The organism is Streptomyces sp. MGP-BFMKR1 (genome assembly GCF_057766585.1).
On record NZ_CM173408.1, the window covers coordinates 3,012,219 to 3,031,081 of the forward strand.

The following is an 18,863-nucleotide window of genomic DNA, read 5'->3' on the forward strand; positions in this document are numbered from 1 at the left end:
GAACACGCGCCGGAGCCTCGGCGCCTCCGTGGGCTGAACATTACGCGTGGTCGGGCATGAAGACAGTGCCCCGGAGCCTTGTTCAAATCGGTTGCCAGAAAGCCTCGGTTATCAGAGAGCCTTGACCAGTCCTTTCCGCACCGCGAGGCCCACAGCCGGGGCCTACTCTCCGAGTCCGAACTGAGCCTTCAGCCACGCTGCATTGAGTTTCAGCGTCTTGTTGTCGGGGAGGAGTTCGAGAACCTGGATACCGTCCATGTTCAGGAGCTGAGTGAGGACGGCGGCGTAGCCGCGAGCCCGGGCCGGTGGCATGCCTGCGGCCGCGGCCACAGCCGTCAGAGGGAGGGTGTTGTTCTCACAGAGCGCTGCGAGGGCCTGGCGGAGTCTCTCCGGATCCTGCTTGCGGGGCAGGAGAGCAAGCTGGTCACTGAAGGCCGGGGAGGAGAAGAGGTCGTCCAGGAGCTGTTCCACCGGCGACTGAGCTTGCACGGTGAGCAGTGTTCCCTCTGTCTCCGAGAGTTGAGGGGACACCGCGATCTCGAACAGTCCCGACTCTTGTGGAGCGGACTTCTTCGGGGGGCGCCTGAACTTCGGCGGCTGCGTCGTCGCGGTTTCGAGGGGCGGAGGCGCCGAGGTCGTACGAAGGCGCGTCGTGCCCAGTTTCCACCAGCGTGGCTCGTACGTGTCCGTGAGTTGCCGCCATCCTGGCGGGATGCGCTCGGTCACGCCGTCCGGAAGGTACGCGAGCACGGGGATCGTGAACTCGGCCGGGTGCACTCCTCCGTGGTATCCGGCGGCACGATTCGTGTAGCGGGTGTGGGCCGACCACAGGGCGATGATGGGGCCTCCGACCACGCGAGTGCCGGCGAGCACCGTCTCCGCCTCGCTGACCAGCTGTTCGGGATCGCCATCCGGGACGTCGCGGTAGCGGGCGTTGACGGCCTCGGGAATGGGGACCTTGACGCCTCGGTGCTCCAGTACGTGCCCATGGTCGCTGGTGATGAGCACGGCCATGCCCCGTCGGCGGGCTTCATCCAGGAGTGGGGTCAGGGCGTCGATGTCATCGATCGTCCAGTCCCACTCGTCGAGGCGTTCGTCGTTCCTCAGGCTGTCGTCGACGGTGTTGAGAACAATCGCGAGGTGTGACGCGTCGTCGGCCAGCGCCGCCTCCAGATTGGGCCCGAAGCGCCCACCGGTGCCGGCGGGGCGGAGGTCGTCCTTGTGGAAAACGGCCGCCTTCTGCCCCGCCCACAACCGCAGGGACGGAAACTCGCGCTTCTCGGTCTTCTGGTCGCCGCGTTGCAGTTTGCCGGTGAGGAGAGTGGTACGGCTGACGGCGGTGACGGTGGGCAAGGCGGCGGCCATCGCTTGGCGGGTTGGCGACATCCCCTTCTCACCGGTGGGGTCGTATTCGGTCCAGTGCGCCGCGAGTTCCTCGCCGAGTTGTCCCGCTAGGGCAGCGCTCATGCCGTCCACAACGAGGAGCATCAGTCGCCGCTGAGACTTCACCACAGGTTTAGCGACCCGCTCAAGGAAGGTCTCGACCGTCAGCATCGAGCCGGGAGCAGAGCCCGCCGCAGTCCACTCGGAGACCTGCTCGGCGAAGGCCCGGTCCATGCCGTGCCGCACCCCACGCACGTCAGCCGCGAGCGCGTCGTAGGCACCGGACAGGGCGGGCTCGGTGTCGCCACCCGCCTCCAGATGCTCCAACGCACGGTCAACCCAGGAGATCTCGGCATTGTAGTGAGCCAGGGCGCCTGCGACCGTCTTCGGTGTCCATACGGGATCGGTGGCCAGCCACTGCACCAGGCGCACGGCCATCCGGGCGCGGCCGATCCGCGTGCGAGCCGACTCGGCAAGGTGGTGCCCCTGCACCGTGCGCAGCGCCGTACGACAGGCGTCGAGATCGCGGCCGGCGATCGCCGAGCCCACGGCGGCCAGGCGCGCTTCGAGTCCGGCGGGCAGGTAGGGGCTGTGGCGTACGGCCTCGGTCGCGCCCAGATGTCCGGCTAGCCGTTCGGCGTCCGGGGTGACCTCAGCGAGGAGCTGTGCGTTGCGTGCGACGAGGTTCTCGGCGAGATCCCCGTAGCGCCGCATGGCCTCGTCGCTGAACTCGCGACCGAGGATGTTTTCCGCTCGGCCGCGCGCCCGGAAGATCTCGGGACCGGCCGGTGCGTGCTGCCACAGCGCGGCGGCGACAAGCCCGAACGGCAGGGCGACGGACGGCTCGTCGTGCTCGACGATCGACAGAAGAGCGTCGGCGACCGGACCGGCCTGCTCCACCTCGGCGAGGAAGCGCCGCAGGCCGGCCCGCTCCCCGTCGCGCAGCGAGCGGTAGGCGCGCGGCCCTTCGGAGGAGGTGCGGCTCCACAGCAACAGAGTGTCGATGTCGAGCTGGGCGTCCGCGGGGAGCAGCAGTCGCCGCCGTGCGAGGGCGGTAAGCGCGTGCGTACGGGACAGAACCTGCCGATTGAGGCCGGGCCAACCGCCCGCGGGGGTGGCTTCGAGGAGCGCTTCGGCCACGCCCCAGGTCTCGTCGCTGAGCCGCGGATCGATACCGCAGGCGGTGAAGGTCTCGCGGATGAGGTCCCAGTTGTCGACGTGCTGGATGGAGTGCCGGTACGCGCGGACGAGGATGCCGGGGTCGAGTTCGGCGTCCTCCCGGTCGGTGAGCAGGACGAGCAGGGCAGGGTCTTCCGCCGAACCGGGATCGGGGGCGTCGAGGTGGCTGAGCGCCTCCTGGTAGACGGCGAGCACGGACGGCGCGGCGGCCACTCGTGCGCGCCGGCCGCCGTTCCAGGGCAGGATCGCCTGCTCCCCCCACATGGGTGCCGAGCGCAGGAGCACTACCTCGCGGGTGCGGCCGCCCGGCTGCTGGGGACTGTTGAGCAGTGCGCGCTGACCCGCAAGGTAGTTCGCGACGGCGGTGGGCGTGAGGCGGGCGATGCCCCGGCCGGCCTGAGGCATCAGTCGACCACCTTCCACGTGATCTCGATGGCCTTGCCGGGGTGCGCGGCCGCCACCTGGTGCAGGGCCTGCTCGACCTCGGCAGCGCTGCCCTGCACGGAGCCCGTACGGGCCGTGGTCTCGACCTTGGGATGCGAGGTGTCGGTGGTCAGCGAGACCTGGTCCGGAGTGGGCGAGGACGAGGTGGTGGCTGACGGTTCGGTCGGCTCCCGCTGTTGCCGCTGGGCGGCCAGGGCCTGGGTGATGGCCCGCTGGGCGCGTGGGAGGGAGTCCTGCAGTTTCCTGTTGAACTGGTCCTCACGCGCGTCCTCCTGGAGGATGGTGAGGGCGTCCATGCCCGTGCCGAGTTCCAGCACGTCCCAGGTGGCGTTCTGCAGGGCGGGCGCCACCACCTCCGCCGTGGTGATGGACGAGCCGAGCCGTTCCGGCGTCAGCTCGCCGAGGCCGAACGCGGCGAGGGCCTCGACGACCCGCTTGGCCCCACGCCCCTTCTCAGCGAGCAACTCTTCGAGCAGGGCCAGACCGCGACGTGCGGTGAATAGACGACCGGTGACGGCGGTGTCGTCGAGGCCGAGGAAGTCCGCTCGCCGCTCCAACTCGGCCACCAGCTGGCGATTGGCCGGCAAGAACCTGTCGACGTGGGTGCGTACCAGATCGGCGAAGGAGTTGACGATCCGCCCGCGCAGCTGCACCGGGGCCTTCTTGCCAAAGATCTTCTCGTAGCGCGCACGAGCCGCCTCCCAGTCCTGCTCGGAGGGCAGGGGCTGGCGGCGCAACGCCCAGCCGTCCTTGATCTCACCCAGCTTGAGATCGGTGACGGGGGCCCCACCGATGACCCACACCCGGTCCTCCATCTCGCCGTACGCGGCCGCGACGAGCTGCTGGATGTGGGTCGGGAGCCCCATCCGTTCCGGTTCGTCCATCCACGTGGTCAGCGAGCCGTAGCCGATGTCCGCGTCCGGGTCGTTCTTCGCGAGCCGGTTGAAGTGCTCGCGCCAGTGCCCGCCGAGGGTGAAGTAGCTCTCCCCCATCGTCCCGAGCTTGAGCCGCTGCGCGACCGTCCGCATCAACCCTCGGTCACCGCGCGCGATCTCCGCCTTGCCCTCGCGGGCCCCGGCGGCCTCACTGATGTAACCGAGGACGGTACGCGCCTGAGCGGGCGTGACGGGCTCCGGGCCGAGGTCGGGATGGGCCGGGTACTGCCAGGCGAGCATCTTGCCTGCGATGTCACGGATCGCATCGCGTGGGGCGGCATTCAGGCGGGGGACGGGCGTGTCCGCGACCGACTTGGTGGCGATGTGTTTTGAGAAGTCGTCGAGAACGTCCCCCTCCTGCTTCTTCGCCAGCCCGTAGGCCTGCTTGAAGGCGGCGAGAACCCTCTCGCGCAGAGTGTCGACCTGTGTGCTGAGCAGCCCTCGTGCCCGTACCCGGTCGTCGGGGCCGAGGTGAGCGGCGAAGCGGCTGTCGAAGTCGCTCCCGCTGTTCAGGATGCGCTTGATAATCACGTACCGGTTGAAGTCCGCGTACATCGTCGTCGTCATGTGGGCAGGGATCCAGGCCAGGGAGTGTTGGACCTCGGGGTGTCGCTCCCAGAAGCTGTTCATCCGGTTCAGATCCTCGCGCGGCCCGAACTCGCCCTCGTCCCAGGGGAGGTCGATGACGAGTCGCCAGGTCTCCGGGTCGGCGGGAGTGAGCGTGGTGTCGGGGGTCTCCTCCCGGTCGGCGATGTTGGCGAAGACGACCTCGACACGGCGTTTGCTGCCCAGCCATGTGAAGTCGAGGGTGTCGTACGCGTCGAAGCCACCCTGCCCCTTGGCCGGTGTCAGTGAGAACTCCGTGCGCAGGAGCTCGACGGCGGCCTCGTGGCGGTAACGGGGCTTGTCAAAGGCTTCGCGGCCATTGCGCACGACGGAGTCGATGTCCACGCCGGAGAGTTCCAGACGCACGGTCATCGCCACGCCGTCTCCCGCGAGCTTGATCTCGGGGATACGGCCCGCCCACTCCTTCAGCTTGTTGATCAGGGCGGGGATCTCGCCACCGGGAAGAAGCGCCTTAATGGTGCCGGCGTTGAGGGCCAGGAGCCGCTTGACCGTCATGTTCTGGAAGGCGGGTGCGGCAGGCGCGAGAGCGGACAGGACGAGGGTCGACATCAACCGGTCGTCGTCGGTGAACTGCTTGAGCCTGCGGGAGAGGTCACCGTCCTCGACGGCGGCGGGGTCCTGCTGGTACGTGTCGACCTGCTTCTCGTCGACTCGGTGTTGGTCGAGAAGGTAGGGGCGCATCCGGTTGCGGTACAGCCGATCGGCTTCCTCGAACACGGCCCGCAGCTCGTCGGTGAACGGCTTGTCACCACCGCCCGAGATCAGTGCCCAGATATCGCCGAGCGGCACCAGCTCGCCCACGCGCAGCAGATTGCGCCGGTGAGCGAGGAGTTCGCCCATCAGCTTGAGGCCGGTTCGCGAACGCTGAAGGGCGGAGGACAGGTGGACGAGGGTGTCCATGAAGGCGGGCGAGAAGGGGTACGTGAAGCGGAACGCGGTCTCCGTGGCGCCTACGTTGTTCCCGTCGCCACCCAGGAGTTCGTCCCAGAACTTGGCGTTGATGGACTTCGCCTTCTTGAACGCCTCCCCGATCACCGCATCCGCCTCGGTCGACACCGGCTTGAGGAGACGTGCGTGGGCGATCTGAGGAAGGTTGCGGTCCTCCAGGCTGATGCGGTCGAACCGGCCCGACGCGAGTTCCAGGTTGTCGACGATGGCCCGCTGGTAGCGGCCTCCGTCCTCAGCGGATCCGACCAGGTCACGCAGGTCGCGCTGGCGGGCGATGAACGACACGACGGGGACGGCGCGGCGCTCGTCGCCACCCTCCACCAGATTCGTGATCTTCGCGGTCTCCCGGGACACGAACTCCGAGGAGGAGATACGAGAGGCGAACCACAGGATCAGCTCGTCAAGGAAGAGCACGATCCCGTCGTAGTTGAGACTCTTCGCGTGCTGGGCGATCACCGAGAGACCCCGGTCGAGGCTGATGAAGCCACCATCCTGCTCGACGGCGCGCTCCTCGTAACCGGGCAGCATCTTGGCGGCGTCCTGTGCGAGCCGGGCTCGCAACTCGCTGGGGGTGGACGGGTCGGCGGGGTTGAACTCCTGCCCGACCTCCAGTTCCTCGGCGGCCATCGCCTCGTCGAGCATCTGAGTGGTCCAGGCGAAAGCGGCCCCGAACTCGCCCCATTCGCCGCCACCAGCGCTCTCAGCGGACGCGGCACCCGCCAGGAACTTGATGACGTCCTCGTCACCGAGCCGGTCCCGCATGGACTGCAAGTCGCGGAACATGGCATCAGTGCGGTAGACCCGCGGGGTCGGCGCGCCAGGCTCCAACTCCTTGATCCTCTTGACGTATCCGCCGAGGATCCGCTGCTCCATCGACTTGGCGTCGAGCATGTGAACCGGCACCATCAGGAACCGCCGGTCGCCGTCCTGCAGCCACCCGTTCTTCGCGAACACCGGGTCGAAGTCGGTCTTGCCACGAGCCGCCGGGGCCCGGTTGAGCAGGGCGTGCAGTACGGCCATGAAGTGCGACTTACCCGCACCGAACGAGGCGTGCAGATACGCCGCCTTCGAGGAGTGGCTGTCCACCGCCGCCTTGATGATGCCCAGGGCCTCATTGAAGTGCTGCACGAGGTCGTCGGTGACGACGTAGTCGGCCAGGGCCTTCTCGGCACCGCCGGGGGTGGTGGCGTCGGCGAGCTGGAGGACGTAGTCGGAGCTGGACACCTCCGGCTTGATGTTGATCAGTTCGCGCAGGAGGGGGGTGCCGTTGTTGCCCTTTGCGGGATTCGCTGCCATCGTCCGTCTCACTTCGCCTTCTTGGCGCCGCCACCGCGCGCCGCCGCCGCGGGCCGCCAGGCCCGGATGTCTTCGTCAGTCAGCCCGTGCTCGCCCTGGAGCGCGAGCCGGAAGTCGTGGTACGCCTGCGCCGCTGACTGCCCGAAGTCGGGGAGGTACTCGCCGTGCCACTGGTCCAGCCACGGCTGAAGTTCGAGCAGGGCAGCGAGGTACGGGATGAGTTCGTCCCGCGTCAGCTGATTATCGTTGAGATAGCCGACGACGGCCTGCGCCTGCTGGAGGTGGTCCCAGCCCGCCCAGCCGAGGAGCGTCGGGACCTGCACGTTCTGCGCACCGTAGGAGATGAAGCGTTCCTTGGGTACGTCGAGCTTGCCGCGCTGGGCCCAGAAGCTGGTGCGCAGAAAATCGGCGGAGGCGTACTTGGGTGGTACGGCGGTCGCCTCGCGAATCTTCCGCTTCTCGTCCTCGGAGGTAGCGGCGTCCTCCGCACGCTGCTGCTCCCAGGTCCGCTCCCAGTCGGCACGCTTCTTGAGACCGGCGGGCTTGTACCGCAGGGCGGCGGCAGCCGGCACGTGCTGGTCGCTGACCAATTCGGCGACGGTCTTCGCGAAGTCGGCGCGGGGCGCGTAGAGATTGAGCACAGCGGCGAAGTCGTCGTCCTCCTGAAGCCGGTCGGTCAGGCGGGCCAGGGTGATGAGGGTGGGCTGATCGTTACCGTCAAACCACAGCTCACGCCGGGCCTCGATCCGGTCCAGTAGCCAAGCTCGGAGCGCCTGCTTCTGCATGGCGTCCCAGCCGTCGGTGGCCCAGCGCCGTTTGTACTCGGGGCGCTCGACCATGCCGATGGCGGAGTTCGACTCCATGGTCGCGATGCGCTGGTTGACGATGTCCTTGTACGCGGCTGGCCAGTGGGCGGGGAGTTCGGTGATGGGCGTGGAATTGTGCCGCGTGAACCACTCGGACGACGCCTCACCGCGCTCGATCGCACGGGCCAGCACGATCTCGAAGGCGCGCTCGCCAAGGGCGAGCGGCGGGACGTCGGCCGGGTCGGCGGGGCGCAGGTCGGTGTCGGTGAGGCCGTAGAGGGAGTAGACCTGCCAGTCCAACTCCTCTTGGAAGGCGATCATTCGGGCACGGGTGGACTCGTAGGTGGCGCGGGCTTCGCGGAGGGATTGGGCGGTGGGGACGGCTTGGGCTGCCACGGCAGTGGGGGTAGTGGCGGCGAGTTGCTGGGCAGCGGTGTCTAGGGCGGTGGCGAGGGTGGTGGGGTAGGCAGAGGGGAGAGGGAACTCCCGGAGCTTCGTGCCGGTGAACTCGTAGAAATCCTCGAACGGAATTGTGCTCTGCCGGGCGCCACGCACATCAACCGTGCTCCCCTTGTTGTGGCTTACCATCTTGAGCCAGAATCCCGCCGTGGAGCTGTTGAGAACGCCGAGAAGCTGAAGGTGCTCTGCCTCCGTGGCCCCCTCCCGCAGCTTAATCACAGGGGCAGAACGGTTGAATACCTTCCCGCCCCGGTCCAGCACGAAGTGGTTGTGCGTTGCCACGAAAGCGAACGCGATCGCCAGCGGAGAACGTAGCTTGGCGGCATAGAGTTCCTGCCATTCATACCAGGCGAGACCGCGTGCAACCATGGGAGTGCCAAAACGACGTCGCCGTGCAATCGCAGCACGGTAAGGCGTCAAATATTTTCCGACCTCCGGGATATCCGCCAGAGGAAGGACCTTCAACTGCTCACCGTACGGCCAAACGGTGTCATATGTGTACCGGATCTCGTGGTCGCGGATGGCATCACCAGTCACAAGTGGCTGAGTCTGCGGCACACCGATGCGCGAGGCCGTGCCATCGGCTGGCAGCAGGTACAAATCATCTTCGCCTGTGACCGACATGATGCCAGCCTCGCTTGCGAGTGCGGACAATGATCCTTCCGGACTGTCAGCAAGACGAGACAGCATCTCTCGACCACCTGCAGCCAACACCCAGGGCTGCGTCCCGAAGTACGTCTTCCGATCCAGATCCCCCACCGAAACCCACTGACTCACCGACCCTGGCTGATCAATCTGCCCAACGATCGCCGACCACACCAACCCTCGCTCCGGGTCTTCCGGAGCCGATGGCTCCCCCTGCACCGACCGCACCGTGCGAATCGTGTCCCCGCGCCCCTGCGTCCAGTCACGGTTTCGCCCGATGAGGATGACCGTAGGTGTTCCGTGCCCGGGGATGTACGCCCCACTCGTGTCGATGACCTCGGTCAGTTCCACTTCGTCACGGAAGAACGACTCAATGAGCTTCGTCCCGAACTCCCGCTTCATGAAAGAGTTCGACGTGATCTGGCCGACCATGCCATAGCCTTTACCATCACCCCCGTCCTTCTTCGACAGCTCGAAGAAGCGCTGAGCGAACGGCACCGACAGTGCGTACTTGCCCGAGCACGCGTCGTACAGCTCCCGGTAATGCTTGTTGAGTTTCTTATCCTTGACCGTGATGTACGGCGGGTTCCCCACAACCACGTCGTACCGGCCCTCATCCAGAATGTACGGACGCTCGTGAATGTCCTCGGTCGCGTACTTGAACTCAGCCAACGGGTCAACCGCGGCCGTGAACAGCTGATCTGTCACCTGTCGCGGCTTGATCAGCGAATCCCCCACCGCCAACTGCATAGGCCATTCGTACGCCGCAGCCTCCTCCAACGTCCGCATCCCCGCCGCCGCCATCGCCGCGATCAGCAGCCGGAACCGCGCGATCGCCACCGCGAACGGGTTGATGTCCACTCCGTGGACCGACTCCAGTGCCTCGCGCACCCGTGCGTGCGCGTCCAGCTCCGGCCGCCGCGCAGCCCACTCCCGCACCAGCCGTCGGAAAGCGCCGAGCACGAAGTGCCCCGACCCACACGTTGGGTCGATCATCTTCAGGCCCTCGACGCCGCCCCGCTCCCGCAGCACCGGGTTCATCGTCCGGTCGAGGATGAACTCCTCCACGAACTCCGGCGTCTGCAGCAGCGCGTAGTTCTTCCGGGCCGCCTCGCTCAGGTCCTGGTACAAGTCGCCCAGGAACCGGGTGTCCCACCCCTTCGTCCCGTAGTCATCTCCGTCTTCTGACAGCGGGTCCGTGAAGTCGTGAACAAGTATCGACGCCCCCGCCTCGTCATCCCGCGTCCGCTGCCAGAAGTCCCGCAGTGCCCCCGCACCCTCGTGCGAGAGCGGGATCTGCCACAGCGGGTTGTGGTCAGAGAACAGCAGTTTCCCCGCCGGGCCTTCCGCCAGCTCAGCGAAGGCGTGCTCGAACCAGCCCCGGTACGTGGGGTCCTCGGCCTTGTCCACGTACTCGTCGTACCGCGCCAGCGCGACCTCGCGCCCGGTGACATCAGGCGCGGTGATGTACGGCTCCGGCACCAGGCCGTTGTCCTCAACGAACCGTACGAAGACGGTGCCGAGAACCCACGCCACCGCCACCTGCGTGATCCGCTCATCGAGCCAGGACTGCCAGGTCGCCGCCGTACGGCCGACCTTCTTCGACGCGTCGTACTCGGCACGGAGCCGGTTACGAACCGCCTCTTCCCGCTTGACCTGGCCCTCGAGGTCCGTCTCCACCGCCTTGACCTGTGTCTGCAGGTCGGACAGCAGCGCCTTGCGGTCGATCACGGGGTGGCTCCTTCGAGAGCGTTCGGTTCGTGCATACGGATCCAGGACTTGGGGATGGGGATCCACTCCTGCTGGGCCTCGAGGTACGGAACGGGGCGTCCGGCGAGTTTCGGGACGGCGGTCTCGTCGTCCTGGGCGACGAGCACCCACAGGGGACGGCCACCGCGCCGGGCAAGCGCGGTCAGCCGGTCGAGGACGTGCATGCCGTCGTAGCGGGCGAAGACAGCGACATCACTGAGGAGGACGGGGATGACTCGCCCGTCACCGGAAACCGAAGCCGCCAACTCACCCTCCAACGCCCCCTGCACAGCCCGCCACACCGCGCCCACCAGATTCGTGAACCCCGTCGGCCACTGCCCGGCCGGGAGCACGTCCGCCTTGACGACGACCTCCCACTTCGGCATCGCGCGCCCAGGCGTGAGGTCGCCCCGCAGTCCCTTCAGGAACAACTCGGTCACCGACACAGCCTGCACCCCGTATTGGCTACGCAGCTCCCGTACCACCGCCGGTGCGCTCCGCGCACGCACGGTCAACAGCCGGAACCCGTCTCGCCGCGCGGCGCCCGCCAACTGCGCGTCGGCCCGCGCCGCGGTCGACTCCTGGTCCAGCGGGCCGCCGGTGCCGGAACCACTGCCGCTAAGAGCCGAGGTGTACGACAGGACCGCCTCGTACTTACGGGGCAGGAACGCCTTCTTGTCCGCCACGTACTTGAGGTCAAAGCCTGCCTCGCGCAGCGCCTTGAGTAGCTCCTCGGGCCTGTCCTTCATCCCGACGAGCGCCGCCAGAGCGGGGAAGCGGTCATTGACCCGCTCAAGGACCTCGCGCAGGGGCAGCCCTGGCTGTTGCTGCTCAGGCAGGCCCGGCAGGACCCGGACCAGACCAGCCTGGGTGAGACGCAGAGCGCGGACAAGGCCCAGGTCACGCGGGTAGATCTCCAGCCTGGGCGACAACGCGGCGTTCTGGCTCGCCTGGGCGGCGAGATTAGCGACGCGCCGGTCGTCCCAGGAGAACTCGCCCGCGGGCAACTTCACCGCGCTCAGCTCGGCGAGGACCGTACTCGAACCCGGCAGGGAGTCCCGCCCCGCGAGCCGGTCGGCAGCGTCACCGAGCCGCTTCACATAGCTCAGCAGAGCGGGTGCGGCCGGAGTGTCGGGGCCGTCAGCTTCGTTGTCTGGGTCGACCTCCAGTGCGAGGAAACCAGCGCGGCGTACCGGGTCGGTTGCCTTGTACGGAACGAAGTGCTGGAAAGCCCTGCTGCCGATGGGCAGTTGCTGCTCGCGCTCGATCAGTGCTCGGAGCACGGCGAAGGCAGCGGCCCGGCGTATGTCCGGGTCACCCAGGGAGTAACCGCGGGTGCCGAGCAGCCAGCCGGCCAGCGCGTCCACGGAGGCGACCCTGCCGAGCGCGCGGAGCTGCTCGAGAACCGCGGCTCGCACCTCCAGCAGGCCCCCATCGTCCGCCCAGAGCTTGCGGAGCTTCTTCAACTCTCGTGAGAACGTCGACTGGTCGGCGAACCCGACAGCCTGCGTGGCATCCTTCTGCAGCGGCCACACCGGGAGGTCGGGCAGTGTCCCGTCTGCGCCGGGCGCGCGCAGCAGGTGCACGGCGACTTCGTGCAGCCGCTTCGTCCGGCCGGCGGCCGGCGGGACGATCCGGGTGAGGAGGTGGTCGATGTCCTGGACATCGGGGACCCCCATGACGACACGCTCGAGTCGCGCCTCGAGCGGCGTCCGCTCCTCCGGCGAGGGCTGCGGCTCCGGCTCGGGCCGCGAGCCGAGGCGAGCACGCCACTCCTTCTGCCGACGCTGGATTTCCGTACGCGTCCGGGCGCCAAGCCCCGGCCGGTTGATGAACGTACGGCTGGCCCGGTCGAGGAACTCACCGACCGTGGTGAGTTTCATGTCCCGCAGAATCGAGTACGCGGACGGCGTCAAGCCCGCGCGCACCAGAGGAGTTTCACGGGTGGCGACATCGGCCAACTGGTCGCGCAGCTCGGCGGTGTCGGTTTCGCCGTCCGGTGCGAAGCTCTGGCCCTGCCGCCTCAGCGACTCGTGCCCGGCGCTGGCGGCAAGCCGCTGTGCGTCCTGGAACACCCGCTGCCAGGAGGTGCGCATGTCCCGCAGGTCCTTGTGCCGCTGCTTCGCGTCCCTGTTCAACGCCTTGCGGAAGAACTCGGTGAGCCCGTCGCGCAGTTCGTCCTCGAAGCCTTCCGACGCGATCGTCGGGTACGGCCACTCCTTCGGGTCCGTCATCCGTGGGGTGACGGACCCGTCGCCCCACTGCGGAAGCTCGTTCGACGCCATCTGGTGCAACGTCACGGCCAGCGCGTACCGCTCCGCGGCGTCGTCGTACAGGTTCCGCATGACTGTGCCGACGAACGGGTCGAGATAGCCGAAGGTGCCGGCGCCGGTCTCGCGGGCCGAGACGGCGGCCAGCGAGAAGTCGAGAAGCAGTGCCTGCCTGGTGCCGTTGGGGCGGATCCGGATCGCGATGTTGTCCGGTTTGATGTCGCGGTGCCAGACGCCCTCGCCCTCCAGGTAGTAGAGGGCGTTGAAAAGGTTGTCGCTGTAGCGCTCCAGGTCGTCCATGGTGAGGCGGCCCTGGCGTCCCAGGACGCGCGCCATGGTCTCGTCCCGCGCGGTGCGGTCATCGCGCTTGTCGTTCGTCTCGGCCTTGATGTTGCCGACGTACTCGGTGGCCAGGACCATACGTCCGCCCACGGTGAAGGTGCCGGGCACGAGCAGCCGGATGATGCTCGAATCCCGCAGTCGGCCGAGGGTCTCCGCCTCGCGCTGCAACGCCTCCGACTTGTCGTCGTCGAGCGCCACCTTCAGCACCGCGAACGCGTCGTTCCTCCCCTGCCGTTCGTCGAGCACGAGAAGAGCGCGGGCCGTCGAACCGGTGCCGAGGCGGCGGCGCACCCGCCAACGCCCCTGCAACAGCGTGCCGGGCGCGACCTCCAGTGGGTCGAGGTCGTCGGCAGGTTCCTCCTGCCGCGACTGCTCGTCCTCCGACACGGCCGCGGGCCGGACATCCTCCTCGACCTCCGCCAACATCTCCAGGAAGTCGCCTACCGCGTCGAGCCTCCGGTCGGGCTGCTGGGCGGTGGCGGCGTCGATCAGGTCGTCCAGGAACGGCGGGATGCCGTCCTGGACCGCCGACGGGGCGAGCCGCTCACCGCTTTCCGCGCGTGCCTGCAGCTCCGCACGGGTCGCGGCGGGAGCGCTGCCCGTGGTGAGCAGATAAGCGAGCGTGCCGATGCCGTACACGTCCATGCGCGCCGGATCGGCCTTCGGGGCGGTCAGCTCCGGGGCCAGGTAGGGGTCCGAGGCGTCGTCGACGCTTCCGTCCGACACCGTGGACGGCGCCAGGGACACTCCGCTGGAGGTGACCGTACGCGAGGCCAGCTGCCAGTCGGAGACCTGCAGCAGGGGACGCCGCCAGCGCTCCTCCTCGCTCAGCTCACTCCCCGTCGTGCCCTTGGGGCGGGGAATGACATGGATCGACCGTGGTGTGAGGGCGCGGTGGTAAAGCCGCTTGGCATGCGCGTACTTGATCGCCTCGGCGATCTGGCGAACTAGTGCGAGGCGCTCCTCCAGGTTCAGCCGTCCACCCCACCGGTCGAGGAACTCGTCCAGGTGCAGCCGCTCCGGGTGGTGGTCGAAGGTAAGAGCCGGGCCCGCTTCATGGTCGGAGGGGTAGTAGTCCCGGATGCGTACCACGCCGGGGTGGTGGATCCGCTTTAGCGTGTCGGCTTCCCGCTTCGCCGCCTCGACCAGCGCTGTGCGCGCCTCGCTGCTCGAGTTGCGGGGCTTCAGATGGACCCGTACCCGCACGGTCTCGGAGAGCTGCTCGTGTCTACCCGCGTAATCGGCCCAGGTGGCCCCCGTGGCGAAGGGCCGCTTGTCCAGGATGAACGGGCCGACCTTCGCCTCCCTGACCACCTGCTGAATACCGACCTGGGCGAGCGCCTTGCCGATGACGGCGCTGTTCTGGGACGAGATCCTGAACCGGTCCTCGCGCGGCGGAAGTCGAAGCTCCGCGATGAGGGCGGGGATGCCGTTGTAGATGTGGGCGTTGAGCTCGTGCGGCGGCAGCGCCAGGTCGAGGCCTTCTTCGGTGAAGCACACGCCCTCAGTGACATACACCTTCGCGCCGTACCGGCGCAGCAGGGAAGCCAGTTCCTTGGATTTCTGGTTGGTGAGGCGCAGGGGGTCGCCGAGGCCCCTCCCGTATCCGCGTCGGTTCCCCGGCGGGATCTGCACCCATTGGCCGCCACGTCGTTCCACCCGGCCGTGCAGGCTCTTCAACTCGATCATGTGCACGCCACCCGGCGTCAGGACCAGGAGGTCGACCTCACGAACGTGACCCGTCTGACTGACGAAGGTGAAGTTGGACCATGCCCGCCACGGACCGTCGTCCGGTAGAGGCGTGAGGATCCTCTCGAGAGCCGCCTGCTCATGCGGATACTCGGAAGGAGCGACGGCCGTCCAGCGACCCTTCTTCATAAGACCTGACTCTCCGATCCCGCGCGCCCCCGCCGTCAAGGCGGGCTCGATGGGCGATGAACGGTATATCCAGTAGCTCGTGTCCGGAATTCCGACAGCCCACCCCGTTCGATTGTACGGGCGCGATCAGCACCCCCTACCCCTTCCCGCTCAACCCGCACACGGGCCCTCGGCCCTCCGGTCGCGGCGTCGAAGCCCCTGGCCCACACCGGCTCCCGGACAGCAGGAGGGTCAGGTTTGCGAGGATGGCGCCTGTGAATGACGTACGTGGTCAGGTCAGCGCCGTACGGCGGCGAGGCGTCGTGGACGCACTGCGGCGGGGAGCCGTGCCCGAGCAGGGGCTCGATCTACTCGCGACCGGCCTCGACCGGTTCGCCCCCGCCTTGGACGAGGAACTGGCAACCGTCGCGGGCGGCGGCTCCGTCTTCAAAGCGGTGCGCGGCGAGTACGGCTCCGGTAAGACGTTCTTCACTCGGTGGCTCGCCGAGCGGGGCAAGTCGCGCGGGTTCGCCGTCTGTGAGATTCAGGTATCGGAGAACGAGACGCCACTGCACAAGCTCGAAACCGTCTACCGGCGGCTCATCGAGCGGCTCACCACCTCGGCCTTCCCGCCCAGCGCGCTTCAGCAGGTCGTCGACGGCTGGTTCTATGCGCTGGAGGATGACGCCCTCGCCGACGGTGTCGCCGAGGATGCGCTGGCCGATGCCGTGGACCGTTTGATGTCGGCACGGCTCGCCGAGGTGTCCCGACAGGCCCCGGCCTTCGCCGCTGCGCTGCGCGGTTACCGGCAAGCGCTTGAAGCCGGCGACGATGCCTCGGCCGCCGCCGTCCTCGCCTGGCTCGGCGGTCAGCCACATGTGTCCGCCGTGGCCCGCAAGGCGGCCGGGGTGCGTGGTGACCTCGATCACTTCGGGGCCCTGGGGTTCCTCCAGGGACTCCTCACCGTCCTGCGGGACACGGGACACGCTGGCCTCGTCGTCGTACTCGACGAGGTCGAGACGCTGCAGCGGGTCCGCTCCGACGCTCGCGACAAGGCCCTCAACGCACTGCGTCAGCTCATCGATGAGGTGCACTCCGGCCGGTTCCCAGGCCTCTATCTGGTGATCACCGGCACCCCGGCCTTCTACGACGGTCCGCAGGGAGTACAGAGGCTCGCCCCCCTGGCACAGCGGCTCGCCACCGACTTCACGACCGACCCACGCTTCGACAACCCGCGTGCCGTGCAGATCCGCCTGCCAGGCTTCACCGGGGAAAGTCTCGTCCAGCTCGGGCTGAAGGTCCGGGACCTGTACGCCGCCGGAGCGGGCGATCCGGTACGGATCCGGGGGGTGGTCGACGAGGGGTACGTCGACGACCTCGCCAAGGCCGTCGGCGGACATTTGGGCGGAAAGGTCGGCGTCGCCCCCCGGATCTTCCTGAAGAAGCTCGTCGGGGATGTCCTCGACCGGATCGACCAGTTCGAGGATTTCAATCCGCGGCTCCACTACCGACTCACGGTGTCCGGGACTGAACTGACCGATGTGGAACGCAACGCGGCGGCCGCCGACGACATCGACCTGGAGCTGTGATGGCAGCGGAACAGGCAAAAGGTCCGGATCCGGTGGACCGCCTGCATCCCGTGCTCCTGCACCACATCGTCAACACCCTCGGCTGGCCCGACCTGCGCCCCCTACAGAAGGCAGCTATCGATCCGCTGATGGACGGCGAGGACGCCGTGTTGCTCGCCCCCACCGCGGGCGGCAAGACGGAGGCGGCCTCCTTCCCGCTGCTCGCGGCCATGGAAGCCGGCGGCTGGCAGGGCACGTCGGTGCTCTACCTCGCCCCCCTCAAGGCCCTCCTCAACAACCTCGAACCGCGCCTCGAGACCTACTCGGGCTGGCTCGGCCGAACGGCGGGGCTGTGGCACGGCGATACCAAGGAGTCCGTCCGCAAGCGCATGCGAGTCGAAAGCCCGGACATCCTCCTGACCACTCCGGAATCCCTCGAAGCACAGCTCATCAGCGAGAAAACCGATCACAAACACATGCTCGGTGGGGTGCGGGTCGTGGTTGTCGACGAGGTGCACGCCTTCGCCTCGGACGACCGCGGCTGGCACCTGCTCGCCGTACTCGAACGTCTCGAGCGTCTCGCTGGTCGGCGCATCCAGCGCATCGGCTTGTCCGCCACTGTCGGCAACCCCAAGGACCTGCTGCACTGGCTGCAGGGGGCACGACCACACGAGCGAACGGGCCGCGTCGTCGCACCCGGCGTTCATGGCAAGCCGTCCGCAGGGAGCGCCCCACCACCTGGCGACATCGAACTCGACTACGTGGGCTCCCTTGACAACGCGGCCAAACTCATCGCTCTCCTCCACGGCGGCGAAAAGCGTCTCGTCTTCTGCGACTCCCGCGCCTCGGTCGAAGAACTCGGTGAGAAACTCCGTCTCCGCGGCGTGACGACGTACCTCTCCCACTCCTCCCTCTCCCTCGACGAACGGCGCCGCTCCGAAGAAGCCTTCGCCGAGGCTCGCGACTGCGTGATCGTTTCCACCTCGACCCTTGAGCTCGGCATCGACGTAGGAGATCTGGATCGGGTCATTCAGATCGGCGCCCCTGCCACCGTCGCCGCCTTCCTGCAACGCCTGGGCCGCACAGGACGGCGCACCGGGACCGCACGCAACACTCTCTTCCTCGCCACCGAAGAGCCCGCCCTTCTGAAAGCTGCGGCACTGCTCCTGCTGTGGGGCCGCCACTGGATCGAGCCCGTCGTCCCGCCACCCCAGCCGAGCCACCTTGTCGCCCAGCAGATTCTCGCCGCAGCCCTGCAGCAGCACACACTCGGCGACCGCACCTGGCACGAGGAGTGGAACGGCCTCGCCCCCTTCGACAAGAGCGCGACGCCGATTATGAAGTACCTGGTCGACGAGGGATTTCTCGACACCGATGGGGGGCTCCTCTTCATCGGCCCCCAGGCTGAGAAGCACTTCGGCCGCCGCCACTTCATGGCCCTCACCGCCGCGTTCACCGCCCCGCCGCAATTCACCGTCTACTTCGGTCGCAGGGACCTCGGCACCATCGACCCTCGGCTGCTGTTGGAACAGCGTGAGGGGCCGCGCCTGCTACTCCTCGGCGGACGCAGCTGGCGGGTCGGCCATATCGACTTCAACCGCAGACGCGCCTTCGTCGAACCCGCGGAAGCCGGCGGCCGTGCCCGCTGGGACAGTTACGGGCTCAGTGGCCTCTCCTTCCCACTCACTCGCGCTATGCGCGACGTGCTCCTCGGCGAGGATCCGCCCGTCCGCCTCACCCAGCGCGCACAAGCACGTCTCGCCGAACTTCGTGAGAACCGCGCCGCGCACGTCAACAAGCGCGCGACACTTCTACTCCGCGAGGGCGACAAGCTCGAGTGGTGGACCTGGGCCGGCTTCCGCGCCAACGCCACCCTGGTCGCCTCCCTCGGGGCCCTTGCCGACCCCGTACAACAGCCCGACGACGTCCGGATCCGCCTCAGTACGGCAACGACACCGCGGAGTTGGCAGGCCGCCCGCACCGACCTCGCCGACCGCCTGGTCCTCCCCGAGGTCAACCCGCGCGCCGTGCAGGGCCTGAAGTTCTCAGCCGCCCTGCCCCAGCACCTCGCCGCACGCACCGTCGCCGCCCGCCTGGCGGATTTCGACGGAGCTCGGTCCGTCCTTGACGAGGCGGTGCGCTGGGAGACACGACAGTGACCGGCCGAAGCCTGGAAGGGAGGTTTCGGCTCTGTAGCGGTCGGTGAGTTAAGTTGAGGCTGGCGGCCACACGGAAACGTTTCAGGCGACGGTTGAAGCAGCGTTCGACCACGCTGCGGGCCTTGTAGGGTTCTCGGGCAAGGCCGGCGGTCTGCCGCCGGCCCGTCCGCGCCATTCCGTTCCACCTTCGAGTTGC

6 protein-coding genes are annotated in these 18,863 nt (G+C 67.9%); 2 read left to right on the forward strand and 4 right to left on the reverse strand.

The window, feature by feature from the left end; genetic code table 11:
* Positions 1–162: 162 nt before the first annotated feature.
* Genes pglZ through pglW form a run of 4 tightly spaced genes read right to left on the reverse strand, consistent with a single transcriptional unit; the run spans position 163 to position 14,961 of the window.
* Positions 163–2,967 carry a BREX-2 system phosphatase PglZ gene (pglZ, locus tag AC3CHW_RS11215; RefSeq protein WP_488470341.1) on the reverse strand — a complete coding sequence of 935 codons (2,805 nt, stop codon included), beginning with the start codon at positions 2,965–2,967 and terminating at the stop codon, positions 163–165.
* Positions 2,967–6,812: a BREX-2 system ATPase PglY gene (gene pglY / locus AC3CHW_RS11220; protein WP_488470342.1), complete on the reverse strand. Its 3,846-nt coding sequence runs from the start codon at positions 6,810–6,812 to the stop codon at positions 2,967–2,969. The genes pglZ and pglY overlap by 1 nt, the downstream gene beginning before the upstream one ends.
* 8 nt (positions 6,813–6,820) lie before the next feature.
* A complete protein-coding gene (gene pglX / locus AC3CHW_RS11225) occupies positions 6,821–10,453 on the reverse strand; it encodes a BREX-2 system adenine-specific DNA-methyltransferase PglX (RefSeq protein ID WP_488470343.1) in 3,633 nt (1,210 codons plus the stop codon).
* Complete coding sequence (gene pglW / locus AC3CHW_RS11230; RefSeq protein ID WP_488470344.1) at positions 10,450–14,961, reverse strand: BREX system serine/threonine kinase PglW; 4,512 nt, start codon at positions 14,959–14,961, stop codon at positions 10,450–10,452. The genes pglX and pglW overlap by 4 nt, the downstream gene beginning before the upstream one ends.
* Positions 14,962–15,206: 245 nt before the next feature.
* Between pglW and brxD the strand changes: the two genes are divergently transcribed.
* Together brxD and AC3CHW_RS11240 are read left to right on the forward strand one after the other, a co-directional pair.
* Positions 15,207–16,529 carry a BREX system ATP-binding protein BrxD gene (brxD, locus tag AC3CHW_RS11235; protein ID WP_488470345.1) on the forward strand — a complete coding sequence of 441 codons (1,323 nt, stop codon included), beginning with the start codon at positions 15,207–15,209 and terminating at the stop codon, positions 16,527–16,529.
* Positions 16,529–18,667: a DEAD/DEAH box helicase gene (locus tag AC3CHW_RS11240; RefSeq protein WP_488470346.1), complete on the forward strand. Its 2,139-nt coding sequence runs from the start codon at positions 16,529–16,531 to the stop codon at positions 18,665–18,667. The genes brxD and AC3CHW_RS11240 overlap by 1 nt, the downstream gene beginning before the upstream one ends.
* Positions 18,668–18,863 lie beyond the last annotated feature (196 nt).